The organism is Kitasatospora sp. NPDC101155, from assembly GCF_044768305.1.
Taxonomy (GTDB): domain Bacteria; phylum Actinomycetota; class Actinomycetes; order Streptomycetales; family Streptomycetaceae; genus Kitasatospora.
Genome location: NZ_JBIWPN010000018.1, coordinates 23,149 through 35,942, shown reverse-complemented (window position 1 = coordinate 35,942; position 12,794 = coordinate 23,149). Strand labels below are relative to the sequence as shown.

The window sequence follows — 12,794 nt, the reverse complement described above, 5'->3', positions numbered from 1 at the left end:
GGCTCCTGCGCAGTATGGGCCAGCGGGCGGCCCGGCGCCAGGTTCGACCGCGCACCGGGCCCTTGGGGGACGGGGAGCACCGGCGCGGATTCCCGCTGTGACATGCCCCGTAGGCACCTTCGCGAACAGCGCGTACCCACCGTGTGGCCGTTTTGTGATCCTCAAGTTCCGCTCAGATCGGCTGACGGGGCACCGTCAGCGCTCCTAAGGTCGCCCCACCGGGGGCTGCGGCTCCGCCGGTCGTGGCTCCCGGATTCGTACCACCATTGCCGCCCAAGGGAGTTGACTACTTCCCGGGCAGGCACGATCCGACACAGAGGGAGCAGGCGCGATGATCGAGAGCCCTGTCGAGGACTCCACCCCCGCAGCCGCCCCGCTGGTCGTGCTGAACAGCGTCAACAAGCACTACGGCGCACTGCACGTGCTGCAGGACATCAACCTCGAGATCCACCAGGGCGAGGTGGTCGTCCTGATCGGCCCGTCCGGCTCGGGCAAGTCCACGCTCTGCCGGACGATCAACCGGCTGGAGACGATCGACTCCGGCGGGATCACCGTCGACGGCCGCCCGCTGCCCGCCGAGGGCAAGGAGCTGGCCCGGCTGCGCGCCGAGGTCGGCATGGTGTTCCAGAGCTTCAACCTGTTCGCGCACAAGACCGTGCTGGAGAACGTGGTCATCGGCCAGGTCAAGGTGCGCAAGGTGATCCGCTCGCACGCCGAGAAGACCGCCCGCGAGCTGCTGGAACGGGTCGGCCTCGCGGCGCACGCCGACAAGTACCCGGCCCAGCTCTCCGGCGGCCAGCAGCAGCGGGTGGCGATCGCCCGGGCGCTGGCGATGAAGCCCAAGGTGATGCTCTTCGACGAGCCGACCTCGGCGCTCGACCCGGAGATGGTCAACGAGGTGCTGGAGGTCATGCGCCAGCTGGCCGCCGACGGTATGACGATGGTCGTGGTCACCCACGAGATGGGCTTCGCCCGCTCCGCCGCCAACCGCGTGCTGTTCATGGCCGACGGCAAGATCGTCGAGCAGAACACCCCGGACGCCTTCTTCACCGCGCCGCGCTCCGAGCGCGCCAAGGACTTCCTCTCGAAGATCCTGCACCACTGACGCTTCGAGACCACGCGGGGCCGCCCCCGGCAATGACGCCGGTCGGCCCTGCCCGCGCACAACTTCCAGACGCCAGAGCCCGGTTGAAACCGTGGCCCAGCCCCAGGAGAACAACCCTCATGAGGACTTCTCGCACCCTCGCCGTAGCGCTCTGTGCCGTCGCGCTCACCGCCACCGCCGCCTGCGGCAAGGACGGCTCCCCCGCCGGCTCGACCGACGCGAGCGCGAGCAACGCCCCGGCGCTGCCGACCTACACGGTCAAGACCGACGTCAAGATCGACTCCGCGATCCTGGCCGAGGCCAAGAAGCGCGGCCAGCTGATCATCGGTGCCAAGGCCGACCAGCCGAACCTCGGCTGGGAGGACGTCGCCAGCGGCGACCGCAGCGGCTTCGACATCGAGATCGCCAAGATGGTCGCCGCCGACCTCGGCTTCACCCCGCAGCAGATCAAGTGGCAGACCCTGGTCTCCTCGCAGCGCGAGCCGGCCATCGCCAAGGGCCAGATCGACTTCTACGTCGGCACCTACAGCATCAACGACGAGCGCAAGAAGACGGTCTCCTTCGCCGGCCCGTACTACATCGCCGGCCAGGACCTGCTGGTGAAGAGCGACAACACCTCGATCACCGGCCCGGAGAGCACCAGCGGCAAGAACGTCTGCACCGCGACCGGCTCGACCTCGATCCAGAACATCAAGCAGTACAACCCGAAGATCACCCAGTTCGACACCTACTCGGCCTGCGTCGAGAAGCTGATGTCGGGCGAGGTCGACGCGGTCACCACCGACGACGCGATCCTCAAGGGCTACGCCTCCAAGTACAAGGGCAAGCTCAAGGTCGTCGGCAAGCCGTTCACCAAGGAGAACTACGGCATCGGCCTCAACAAGGACGACAAGGCGCTGCGCGACGCGATCAGCGATGCCCTCAAGGCCCACGAGGACAACGGCGACTGGAAGAAGGCCTACGACGCGACCCTGGGCGCGTCCGGCTCCGCCGCGCCCGAGATCCCGACCCTCGACCGCTACTGATCCGACCGCCGTACCCGACCACCCGTTCTGACCATCTGTGAGAGGAGGGCCGCCGGATGGGGTTCCTGTTCGAGCAGGACAACTTCTCGTTGTTCCGCGACGGCTTCCTGCAGACGATCGAGCTGAGCGCGCTCAGCGCCCTGCTCGCCCTGCTGCTGGGCACCCTGCTGGCGGCCTTCCGGGTCTCCCCGGTGCCGGTCCTGCGCGCCTTCGGCACCACCTGGGTGACGCTGTTCCGCAACACCCCGCTGACCCTGCTGTTCTTCGCCGTCACCTTCGGCCTGCCGCCGCTGGGCGTGCACTTCAGCCATCTGGTCTTCGCGGTGCTGGCGCTCGGCGGGTACACCGCCTCGTTCGTCTGCGAGGTGATCCGCTCCGGCATCAACACCGTGCCGCTCGGCCAGGCCGAGGCGGCCCGCAGCCTGGGCATGACCTTCGGCCAGACCCTCACCCTGGTCGTCCTGCCGCAGGCCGGCCGGACCGTGCTGGGCCCGATGAGCAGCGTGTTCATCGCGCTGCCGAGGAACTCGGCGATCGCCGGCGCGTTCAGCGTCCCCGAGCTGTACAGCGCCCAGCAGACCTTCTCCGAGCGCGGCTACTCGATCTTCGCGATCTTCTTCTGGGTGGCCTGCGCCTACCTGCTGATCAGCGCGGCGGTCGCCACCCTCTTCCGCTTCCTGGAATCCCGACTGGCGGTGGCCCGATGAACGTGTTCCAGCGCCCTGCCTCGGCCAGCGTCCTCTACGACGCCCCCGGCCCGAAGGCCCGCGCCCGCTACCGCCTCTTCGGCGTCCTCGCGCTGATCGGCGTCGCCGGACTGCTCTGGTACGTCGTCTCCACCCTGGCCGACAACGGCCAGTTCGACGCCGACCTCTGGGACCCGTTCCAGTACAACGCCGTCCAGCAGATGATCGTGGACGGCCTGCTGGCCACCCTGAAGGCGTTCGGCCTGGCCGCCGTCTTCTCGCTCTCCCTGGGCGCGCTGCTGGCCTCCGGCCAGCTGTCCGACCACAAGCCGGTCCGCTGGGCCTGCACCGCCGTCGTCCAGTTCTTCCGGGCGATGCCGCTGCTGATCCTGATCGTCGGGCTCTACTACGCGTTCTTCGCCAAGGACCCGATGTGGGCCCTGGTGCTCGGCCTCACCCTCTACAACGGCTCGGTCCAGGCCGAGATCATCCGCAGCGGCGTCAACGCCGTCCCCCGCGGCCAGGGCGAGGCGGCGTACGCCCTCGGGATGCGCAAGACCCAGGTGATGTCCTCCATCCTGGTGCCGCAGGCCGTCCGCTCGATGCTGCCGTCGATGATCGGCCAGCTGGTCGTCACCCTCAAGGACACCTCGCTCGGCTACATCATCACGTACAACGAGCTGCTGTTCATGGGCAAGAAGATCGCCACCCAGCCACTGAACGCTGCGGGTTTCCCCTACATCCCCGTGGTGCTGGTGATCGGGCCGATCTACATCGCCCTGTGCCTGCTGCTGACCGCGCTCGCGCGCTGGATCGAGGCACGCGGCCGTCGCGGCGCGAACCGGCGCACTTCATCTGCTGCTTGACGGACACGCAGGTGAACTGTTGCATTGCTCTTCGTGACACCTCCCGGGAGCATCCACGCGGCATATGCGGCAGCGGTAACTGACGCCGGCCCATGGGCCGGTTCGTGCCCGGAGGTCCCCGCATGGACCCGGTGATCGTGGTCGGGGCCGGACCGGTCGGTCTGGCCCTGGCCCTCGCGCTGGCCCGGCACGAGGTGCCGACCGTCGTCCTGGACGAGGGCTCCGGGCTCTGCCCCGAGGGCCCTCGCAGCGTCGTCCTCGGGGCCGACACCGCCGCCTTCCTGACCCGGATCGGCTACTCCCGGGCCGTCTCCGACTCAGCCCTGTGGGACTCCTTCGCCATCTGGCGGCGCCGCCAGGAGGTGCTGCGGCTCGACCTCACCGACTCCCCCACCTTCCACCTGCCCCAGCACCGCCTCCAGCGCGGTCTGCGCGACGCCCTGACCGGCACCCCGCTGGTCAGGCTGGTCCCGCTGAACCGGGTCGTCGAACTCGAACAGGACCGCGACGGCGTCAGCGTCCGCACCCACGGCACCCAGGACGGCTCCGCCACCTGGTGGCGCGGCAGCCACCTGGTCGGCTGCGACGGCGCCCGCTCCACCGTCCGCAAGCTGCTGAAGATCCGCTTCCCCGGCCGCCCGGCGGTCGACCGCAACGCCATCGCCACCGTCCGGGTCGACCTGCCCTTCGACGGGGCCCGGCTGCACCGCGAACCCCCGTGGCGCGGCGACCGCGAGGCCTCCGCCCGTCCGCTGCCGGACGGCGTCTGGCGGCTCGACTGGCGGCTTCCCCCAGGCCGGCCCGCCCCCACCGAACAGGTCGACCCGCACGCCACCTGGCCCGGCATCGTCACCGGCGACACCCTGCTCACCCGGGTCACCTCCACCCTCACCGGCTGGTGCGGCGAACTGCCCAGCTTCGAACTGCTCGCCGCCGCCGACCACACCGCCCAGCAACGCCTGGCCGCCCGCTTCCGCAGCGGCCGCTGCTTCCTGGCCGGCGACGCCGCCCACCTGCACGGCGCACTCGGCATGCAGAACCTGGCCGACGGGCTGCGCGACGCCGACAACCTCGCCTGGCGGCTCGCCCTCGCCTGGCACCTCCACTCCGGCGGCCCCCAGCCCGGCGGCTCGCTGCTGGACGGCTACGAGGCCGAGCGGCGCGGCGCGGTCGGCGCCCGGCTGCGCGCCGTCGACCAGTCCATGCCGCTGCTGCGCCCGCTGCGCGGCTGGCAGCAGACCCGCCGCTCGCTGCTGGTCGGCGGCTTCCGCAAGCACGCCCCGCTGCTCGCCGACGGCCAGTTGGGCACCGGCCGCTTCGGCGGCGCGCCCGCCTACCCGGCAGCGCCCTCCGGTGTCCCCGGCCGGGTGCCGGCGCAGCGCGGCGCACGCGGCACCACCTCGCTCAGCGAGCTGCTGCCCGCCACCGCCCCCGGGGTGCTCGTCCCGGACCTGCCGGTGCTCGCCGCCGACGGCACCCCGGACCACCTGCACGCCCGGCTCGGTGCCACCTTCCTGCTGCTGCTGGTCGCCCCCGGCACCGCCGTCTGGTCCTCCGAGCACTGGCTCGGCGCCGGGCTGATGCCCCGGCTCGCCGAGGTCGCCGCCGCGCTGCCGGTACCGGCCGAGGTACTGGTCACCGAGGAGTACCCGGGCGCCGGGCCGCACACCGTGCTGCTGATCCGGCCGGACGGCCACCTGGTCGGCCTCACCCAGGGCGCGGCCGCCGAGGACCTGCTGATGCTCGCCGACCGGGCCCGCGGCGGCCCGGCCCCGATCGCCGGCGCGCCGGAGCCCGAGCCCGGGGCGTCGCCGGAGCCCGCTCCGGAGCCTCAGCAGGTGGACTCGGCGAGCTAGGGCCGGTCTCCTGGACCCCTGCCGGATCCGCCGGAACCCAGGAGACAGGTCCTAGCCGGCCACCGCCGTGGCCCGGCTCTCCCGGACCACCGTCACCCGGATCTGGCCCGGGTAGGTCAGCTCCGCCGAGACCTGCCGGGCCACCTCACGGGCGATCAGCTCCGCCCCCAGGTCGTCCACCGCCTCCGGACGCACCATCACCCGCACCTCGCGCCCGGCCTGCATCGCGTACACCTCGGACACCCCGGTGTGCGAGCGCGCGATCTCCTCCAGCCGCGCCAGCCGCCGCACGTACACCTCCAGCGACTCCTTGCGTGCCCCGGGCCGCCCGCCCGAGCAGGCGTCCGCCGCCTGGGTCAGCACGGCCGTCACGCTCCGGGGCTCCACCTCGCCGTGGTGCGCGGCGATCGCGTGCACCACCTCGGGGGACTCTCCGTACCGCCGGGCGAGGTCCGCGCCGACCGCCGCGTGGCTGCCCTCCATCTCGTGGGTGAGCGCCTTGCCGATGTCGTGCAGCAGCGCCGCCCGGCGCACCGGCTCCGGGTCCACCCCCAGCTCGGCGGCCATCATCCCGGCCAGGTGCGCGGACTCCAGCAGGTGCCCCAGCACGTTCTGCCCGTACGAGGCCCGATACCGCAGGGAGCCCAGGGTGCGGACGAGTTCGGGGTGCATCCCGCCGACCCGGGCGTCCAGCAGGGCGTCCTCGCCGGCCCGGAGGCAGCGCGCCTCGACCTCGGCGCGGCTGCGCTCGTGGATGTGCTCGATCCGGGTCGGGTGGATCCGGCCGTCCTCGACCAGCTGCTCCAGGGTGAGCCGGGCGGTCTCCCGGCGGACCGGGTCGAAGCAGGAGAGCTGCACCGAGCCGGGGGTGTCGTCGACGATCAGGTTGACCCCGGTGACCGCCTCGAAGGAGCGGATGTTGCGGCCCTCGCGGCCGATGATCCGGCCCTTCATCTCCTCGCCGGGCAGCCGGAAGACGGTGACGGCGGTCTCCGCGGTCTGCTCCGCGGCCAGCCGCTGGATCGTCCCGGCCAGGATGTCCCTGGCCCGGCGCTCGCCCTCCTCCTTGGCCTCACGCTCGATCTCCCGGACCCTGACGGCGGCCACCCGGCGGGCCGACTCCTCGGCCTCGCACAGGAGTTGGGCGTGCGCCTGCTCGGCGGAGAGCCCGGCGGCACGCTCCAGCGCGGCCGTCCGGCGGGCCACCAGCGCCTCGGCCTCGCCCCGGGAGCGCTCCAACTCCACGGAGCGCTCCGCCAGTTCGTCCTCCCGTCGGCGCAGACGGCGCAGTTCCTCGGCCACGCCGTCCTCGCGCCGGGCGAGTTCGGCCCGCTGCCGGCCGGTCTGCTCCTCGGCCCACCGGCGGACCCGCTCGACCTCGGCGAGGGCCCGCCGGCGGTCCGCCCGCAACCGTCTGACCAGCAGCGCGGCCAGCACCGCGAGCACCAGCAGGACGGCGGCGGCCGACCCGACGATCGGCAGCACGGACTCGCCCGTGCCGGTGGCCGCCGAGATCCCCATGCCGCGCCCCACTCCCCGTCCCTGCGCGGGCGCGTCCGGAAGCGCCCCCCGCACTGAGTGCGAGGCCAGGTGCGGGTCACGAGAGGGTCAAGACTTGATCTGGTCCGGACCAAGAAGTGTGCGGAACTGCCACTACTCCCACCCGGTTTCCGACAGTCCGTCGGCCGCCTCCTCCTCCAGCGCTCCCCGCACCACCCGGAAGGCCAGCCCCTCGGAGTAACCGCGCCGGGCCAGCATGCCCACCAGCCGCCGGGTCCGGACCTGCGGGTCCAGCCCCCGGGTGGAGCGCAGCTTGCGCTCCACCAGCGCCCGGGCCGCGTCCTCCTCGTCGTCGTGGTCGAGCTGGGCGACGGCCTGCTCGACCAGCTCGGCGGCCACGCCCTTGGTGCGCAGCTCCTGGGCCAACGCCCGCCGGGACAGGCCCCGGACGGCGTGCCGGGATTCCACCCAGGCCCCGGCGAAGGCCGCGTCGTCGATCAGCCCGACCTCTTCGAGCCGGGTGAGCACCTCGTCGGCGACGTCCTCCGGGATCTCCCGCTTGCGCAGGGCGGCGGCGAGCTGCTTGCGGGTCTTGGCGGCGCCGGTCAGCAGCCGCAGGCAGATGTCCCGGGCGCGGGTCTCCGGATCGACCTGCTCCTCGGCCCGCTTGCGGGAGGTACGGGCGGCGCCGCCCTCCTCATCCGGCAGGCCCTCGGCGGACCGCCCACCGCGACGACCGCGACGCTGTCCCGTGCCGGAGCGGGCCGTCGAGGCGGCCGCACCCCCGTGACCGGCCGCCTCCGCCTCGCCCCAGCCGCTGTCCGCGGGCACGGCACCGCCCTCGGCGGCTTCGAACTCCTCGGCCGCCAGCGCCGAGCGGCGCCGACGGCGGCCGGTGCGCAGCTCGGAGGCCGAGACCAGCCCGAGCGCCTCGACCGAGGCCTCCGCCGGCCCCGGACCGGACGCCGCGCCGCGCACCGCCCGGACCGGAGCCCGGTCGAACTCCGGTTCCGGGCCGGATGCCCACTGTGTGGTGGACGCGCGCTCCCGCCGCCCCTTGCGGGACTGCGACCGCGGCCGGGCCGCCGACGGCCGCGGTTCCGGCTCCGGCTCTCCTTCCGGCTCCGGCTCCTCCGCGACCGCGGCGAACCAGTCCGGCGGGCCGTAGTCGTCGTCCTCGGGGCCCGCCGGGCCGCCGCCCACCGTGTCGTACTGCGTCAACGGCTCAGGCCTTGGCAGCCGCCGTCTTCTTCGCCGCGGCCGTCTTGGCGGCGGTCGCGGTGATCGGCTTGGCGGCGCCGTCGGCAGCGGCCTCCGCCTCGCCCTCGGCGGGCTCCTCGGTCTTCGGGCCGATGCCCAGCTTGCCCTTGATCTTCCGCTCGATCTCGTCGGCGAGCTGCGGGTTGTCCCGCAGGAAGTTGCGGGCGTTCTCCTTGCCCTGGCCGAGCTGGTCGCCCTCGTAGGTGTACCAGGCGCCGGACTTGCGGATGAATCCGTGCTCGACGCCCATGTCGATCAGGCCGCCCTCACGGCTGATGCCGATGCCGTAGAGGATGTCGAACTCGGCCTGCTTGAACGGCGCGGCGACCTTGTTCTTGACGACCTTGACCCGGGTGCGGTTGCCGACCGCCTCGGTGCCGTCCTTCAGGGTCTCGATCCGGCGGATGTCCAGGCGGACCGAGGCGTAGAACTTCAGCGCCCGGCCACCGGTCGTGGTCTCCGGCGAACCGAACATCACGCCGATCTTCTCGCGCAGCTGGTTGATGAAGATGGCGGTGGTGTTCGACTGGTTCAGCGCACCGGCGATCTTGCGCAGCGCCTGGCTCATCAGCCGGGCCTGCAGACCGACGTGCGAGTCACCCATCTCGCCCTCGATCTCGGCGCGCGGGACGAGCGCCGCGACCGAGTCGATGATCACCAGGTCGATCGCGCCGGAGCGGATCAGCATGTCGGTGATCTCCAGGGCCTGCTCACCGGTGTCCGGCTGGCTGACCAGCAGGGCGTCGGTGTCCACGCCGAGCTTCTTGGCGTACTCCGGGTCGAGCGCGTGCTCCGCGTCGACGAAGGCGACCGTGCCGCCGGCCCGCTGGGCGTTGGCGGCCAAGTGCAGGGTCAGGGTGGTCTTACCGGAGGACTCGGGGCCGTAGATCTCGATCACTCGGCCGCGCGGGATGCCGCCGACCCCGAGGGCGACGTCCAGGGCGGTGGATCCGGTGGAGATCACCTCGACCGGCTCATTGGCCTTCTCGCCGAGGCGCATCACCGAGCCCTTGCCGAACTGCCGCTCGATCTGGGCGAGAGCGGTCTCCAGGGCCTTCTCGCGGTCCGTACCTGCCATGGCTTTTTCCCTCGGGTTCTGTGCTGTGCGCTTCATCGTCACCGACGCTAGCGCGTCCCACTGACAAACGAGCCCCACCCGGCTCAGCCTGTGGAAAACTCCTCGCCGGAGAGTACAAAGAACATCTGTTCGATTCAAGCCTCGCACGTCCGGCCCCGACGCGGGGCGGGCCCTCGGACCGACCGCGCCCCGCCACCGGTCACTCGCCGTCGCCCCCGACCATCCGCCGCAGCCGCTGCGCCGCCTCCCGCCGCAGCTCCCGACGGGCCCGCCGCTGCTCACCGCGGTCGATCCGCGGATCGGTGGCCACCTCGTACCGCCGCACGTACGTCCCGACGAAGCCCTGCAGGGTGGCTGCCGCCGGGATCGCGATCAGCGCGCCCACCGCGCCCAGCAGGGCGGCGCCCGCGATCACCGCGCCGAAGGCCACCGCCGGGTGCACGTCCACCGTCCTCGCGGTGATCCTCGGGTGCAGCACGTAGTTCTCGATCTGCTGGTAGACCACCGTGAACACCAGCACCCACAGCGCGTCCACCGGCTCCACGGTGAGCGCGACCAGCACCGGCAGCGCCCCCGCCAGGTACGTCCCGATGGTCGGCACGAACTGCGACATGACGCCCACCCAGATCGCCAGCGCCGCCGAGTACGGCAGGTCGATCAGCTCGAACATCACCCAGTGCCCGGCCGCCGACACCACCGCGAGCACCGCCCGCGAGTACAGGTAGCCGCCGGTCTTGGCGAGCGCGATCTCCCAGGCCCGCAGCACCTCGCCCTGCTTCGACGGCGGCAGCAGGGAACACGCCGTCCGGCGCACCCGAGGGCCCTCGGCGGTGAAGTAGAAGGTGAACAGCCCGACCGTGAAGGCCTGGAAGAGCCCTCCGATGAGGGTGGAGGAGACACCCCAGACATTGTCGGCGGCCTGCTGGGCGTAGCTCTCGATGGTGCCGGAATCCTTGAGCAGCCGCTTCTGCAGCTCACCCAGCGAGAGGTCCTGATGGAAGGTCCGGTTGACCCAGCCGATCAGATTGTCGACCAGGTGCGGCATGTCCCCCGCGATCTTCGCCACCTGATCCACCAACAAGGTGCCGAGCGCCGCCAGGAACCCGGTCACCGCGATCCCGACCGCGACGAACACCAGGAAGGTGCCCACCCCACGACGCACCCCGCGCGCCGCCATCCGGTCCACCGCCGGCTCCAGCGCCAGCGAGAGGAAGAAGGCCACCAGCAGCATCACGAACAGGTCGATCAGCTGCCGGAACGCCCAGTCGGCGAGTTGGAACAGCCCGACCAGCACCAGGAACAGCACCATCGCCCGGGGCAGCCAGCGCGGCATCCCACCCCACAGGGCCCGCTCCTCGTCGACGGCCCGCGCCGACCCTTCCTCGTTCTTCTGCTCTCCGCTGATCGTCACCCCGACAGTCTGTGCCACCACCCCCGGGGGAAGGCTCAGCGCAGCAGGGTGGAGACCCCCTGGGTCTCACAGACCACCCGCCAGACGTCCTTGGCCTCCCAGCCCGCCTCCAGCGCCTGGCGCACCGTCCGCCCGCCCAGCTCGCTCATCACGTGGTCGGACGCGAAGGACTCCGCGTACCCCTCCCCGAAGTGCGCGTACATCCGTCGCCAGAACTCCGTCAGCCTCATGCCCCCAGTATCCCGGACCTCGCACCGAACCCCCGTGGCTGCCACTCCTCCGCCGTCACCCCATCCACCCCTCAACGGGGCAACGCCAACAACCCCGCCCCGAAATACTGCCGATCCCCACAAGCCCGCGGCCCCACCGGACACCCCGCCGCAGCCGTAGTCGCCAGCAGGGCGGCCAACCCACCGGACCCGAGATCCGGATGCAACGCCGCCGCGATCGCCACCGCCCCGGCGACATGGGCCGCCGCCATCGAGGTCCCCGCCAGCGCCGCGTACTGCCCCCCGGGCCAGTCGGAGACGATCGCCCCCTGCGCCCCGCCGTCCGGATCCCCGCCCGGGGCAGCGAGCGAGACGTGCCCGCGCCCGTAGTTGGAGTACGAGGACGGACGCCCGTCCCGGTTCACGGCGGTGACGGTGACCACGCCCGGGAGTTCGCCGGGAAGGCGAATGCACTCGGTGCCCAGGTAGCGGGTACGGGCCGGCTCGGAGCCCCGGTCGTTGGGGCTGCGTTCGTCGGTCCGGGCCGCGCCGAGGTCCTGTCCGTCGTTGCCGGCCGAGGCGACCACCACCGCGCCCTTGCGCTGGGCGTACGCGGCGGCCCGGCCGACGGCCGCGACCAGCGCCGCCTGGTCCCGGTCCTCGGGGCAGTTGTACTTCCACGGGTCCGCGAAGTAGCTGTTGTTGATCGCCTTGGCCCCGTGGTCGGCCGCCCAGAGCATGCCGCAGACGATGTTCTCCGCGTAGTACTGCCCCAGCGGCCCGAGCAGCCGGACGGCGGCGATCCGCACCCCCGGCGCGACCCCGGTGACGCCCTTCCCGTCCCGGGCCGCGCCGATGATCCCGGCGACGTGGGTGCCGTGACCGCTCTCCCCCACTCCCGAGTCGGGCCGCCAGGAGCCGGTCCGGGCGTCCGGCCGCCCGTCCGCACAGGAGGCCGAGGCCTTCGGGTCGACGGCGGCCCACAGGTCCGGGTGGCTGTCGTCCACGCCCGAGTCCAGCACCGCGACCAGCACCTTGTGCAGCGCCTCGGCACTCGGCGTCCCCCCGCCGGCGTCCCCGGTCCGCCCCGAGGCCGGCCCCAGCATGGCGAGGTTCCAGGCGCCGCCCTCCGCCGGATCGGGCACGGTGGGCGTCCCGCCCTCCTCCCCCTCGGAAGCCGCCCGTCCGCGGGCGGTCACACGCGCGCCGGTCGTCGCACGCCCGTCGGGGACCGTACGCCCACCCGGAGCCACGCGTCCGCCGGAAGTCGCACGCCCCTCCGAACTCCCCCGCTCCGTCCCCGCCGCGAAGTCCCCGGCCCCGTCCACCGCCCGCGGCGGCCCCACCACCGGCGCGGTCCGGGTCGCCCCCACGGCGGCGATCCCCGGCCGGGCCCGGACCTTGTCCGCGAAGCCGCCGGTCGCGTACGCGAGCACCGCCCCGATCTGCAGGTACTCCTGCACCACCTGTCCGCCCGCCGCCCGGCTCTCCGCCCCCGCCCGGGCGGCGCCCTCGGCGTCCTCCTGCCCGGCCAGTACCAGGTAGCTCAGGTACGCCCGCCCGGGCCCGGAGACGTACGGCACGGCCCCGCCGACCACCAGGGCCGTGAGCAGCATCGCCAGCAGCATCCGGACGGGCCCGCGGATCCTGCGCCGGCGAACCGCGCGGGCGGGACTGCCGGACTGGTGCGCCTGCGCCATCCCACGGTCTCCGCTCGTCGGTCCGGTGAGGTCACGGCATGCGGGCCACGGCGGTGCGGTCACAGCCACGGATTGATCACATGTCCGATTCATTACGA

At 72.6% G+C, this 12,794-nt stretch carries 11 protein-coding genes; 5 read left to right on the top strand and 6 right to left on the bottom strand.

What is annotated here, in order from left to right; genetic code table 11:
• Positions 1-331 precede the first annotated feature (331 nt).
• The 5 genes from ACIRYZ_RS25760 to ACIRYZ_RS25740 all read left to right on the top strand — a co-directional run bounded on the left by ACIRYZ_RS25760 (position 332) and on the right by ACIRYZ_RS25740 (position 5,538).
• Positions 332-1,105 carry an amino acid ABC transporter ATP-binding protein gene (locus ACIRYZ_RS25760; protein WP_402948192.1) on the top strand — a complete coding sequence of 258 codons (774 nt, stop codon included), beginning with the start codon at positions 332-334 and terminating at the stop codon, positions 1,103-1,105.
• 119 nt (positions 1,106-1,224) lie between these two features.
• On the top strand, positions 1,225-2,130 hold the full coding sequence (locus ACIRYZ_RS25755) for a glutamate ABC transporter substrate-binding protein (RefSeq protein ID WP_402948190.1): 906 nt from the start codon (positions 1,225-1,227) through the stop codon (positions 2,128-2,130).
• Between the two features lie 56 nt (positions 2,131-2,186).
• Positions 2,187-2,837, top strand: coding sequence for an amino acid ABC transporter permease (locus ACIRYZ_RS25750; protein WP_402948187.1), 651 nt, complete (start codon positions 2,187-2,189; stop codon positions 2,835-2,837).
• Entirely contained in the window at positions 2,834-3,682 is an 849-nt protein-coding gene (locus ACIRYZ_RS25745; RefSeq protein WP_393027293.1) for an amino acid ABC transporter permease, read from the top strand. The genes ACIRYZ_RS25750 and ACIRYZ_RS25745 overlap by 4 nt, the downstream gene beginning before the upstream one ends.
• Before the next feature lie 122 nt (positions 3,683-3,804).
• Entirely contained in the window at positions 3,805-5,538 is a 1,734-nt protein-coding gene (locus tag ACIRYZ_RS25740; protein WP_402948184.1) for an FAD-dependent monooxygenase, read from the top strand.
• A gap of 51 nt (positions 5,539-5,589) precedes the next feature.
• Here ACIRYZ_RS25740 and rny read toward each other — a convergent pair whose 3' ends face one another.
• The 6 genes from rny to ACIRYZ_RS25710 all read right to left on the bottom strand — a co-directional run bounded on the left by rny (position 5,590) and on the right by ACIRYZ_RS25710 (position 12,696).
• A complete protein-coding gene (rny, locus tag ACIRYZ_RS25735; protein WP_402948181.1) occupies positions 5,590-7,059 on the bottom strand; it encodes a ribonuclease Y in 1,470 nt (489 codons plus the stop codon).
• A 132-nt stretch (positions 7,060-7,191) separates the two neighbouring features.
• Entirely contained in the window at positions 7,192-8,259 is a 1,068-nt protein-coding gene (gene recX, locus ACIRYZ_RS25730) for a recombination regulator RecX (protein WP_402948178.1), read from the bottom strand.
• A gap of 4 nt (positions 8,260-8,263) precedes the next feature.
• Positions 8,264-9,376, bottom strand: coding sequence for a recombinase RecA (recA, locus tag ACIRYZ_RS25725; protein ID WP_387626923.1), 1,113 nt, complete (start codon positions 9,374-9,376; stop codon positions 8,264-8,266).
• Between the two features lie 199 nt (positions 9,377-9,575).
• Positions 9,576-10,787 (bottom strand): AI-2E family transporter, encoded by a 1,212-nt coding sequence (locus ACIRYZ_RS25720; protein ID WP_402948174.1) that lies wholly within the window; start codon positions 10,785-10,787, stop codon positions 9,576-9,578.
• A gap of 35 nt (positions 10,788-10,822) precedes the next feature.
• Positions 10,823-11,017, bottom strand: a complete 195-nt coding sequence (locus tag ACIRYZ_RS25715) for a DUF3046 domain-containing protein (protein WP_402948171.1) — start codon at positions 11,015-11,017, stop codon at positions 10,823-10,825.
• A 71-nt stretch (positions 11,018-11,088) separates the two neighbouring features.
• A complete protein-coding gene (locus ACIRYZ_RS25710) occupies positions 11,089-12,696 on the bottom strand; it encodes a S8 family serine peptidase (RefSeq protein WP_402948168.1) in 1,608 nt (535 codons plus the stop codon).
• Positions 12,697-12,794: the final 98 nt, after the last annotated feature.

Coding starts and splice junctions, on each gene's coding strand:
- ACIRYZ_RS25760 (WP_402948192.1), top strand. CDS start 332: ATGATCGAGAGCCCTGTCGAGGACTCCACCCCCGCAGCCGCCCCGCTG.
- ACIRYZ_RS25755 (WP_402948190.1), top strand. CDS start 1,225: ATGAGGACTTCTCGCACCCTCGCCGTAGCGCTCTGTGCCGTCGCGCTC.
- ACIRYZ_RS25750 (WP_402948187.1), top strand. CDS start 2,187: ATGGGGTTCCTGTTCGAGCAGGACAACTTCTCGTTGTTCCGCGACGGC.
- ACIRYZ_RS25745 (WP_393027293.1), top strand. CDS start 2,834: ATGAACGTGTTCCAGCGCCCTGCCTCGGCCAGCGTCCTCTACGACGCC.
- ACIRYZ_RS25740 (WP_402948184.1), top strand. CDS start 3,805: ATGGACCCGGTGATCGTGGTCGGGGCCGGACCGGTCGGTCTGGCCCTG.
- rny (WP_402948181.1), bottom strand. CDS start 7,059: ATGGGGATCTCGGCGGCCACCGGCACGGGCGAGTCCGTGCTGCCGATC.
- recA (WP_387626923.1), bottom strand. CDS start 9,376: ATGGCAGGTACGGACCGCGAGAAGGCCCTGGAGACCGCTCTCGCCCAG.
- ACIRYZ_RS25715 (WP_402948171.1), bottom strand. CDS start 11,017: ATGAGGCTGACGGAGTTCTGGCGACGGATGTACGCGCACTTCGGGGAG.
- ACIRYZ_RS25710 (WP_402948168.1), bottom strand. CDS start 12,696: ATGGCGCAGGCGCACCAGTCCGGCAGTCCCGCCCGCGCGGTTCGCCGG.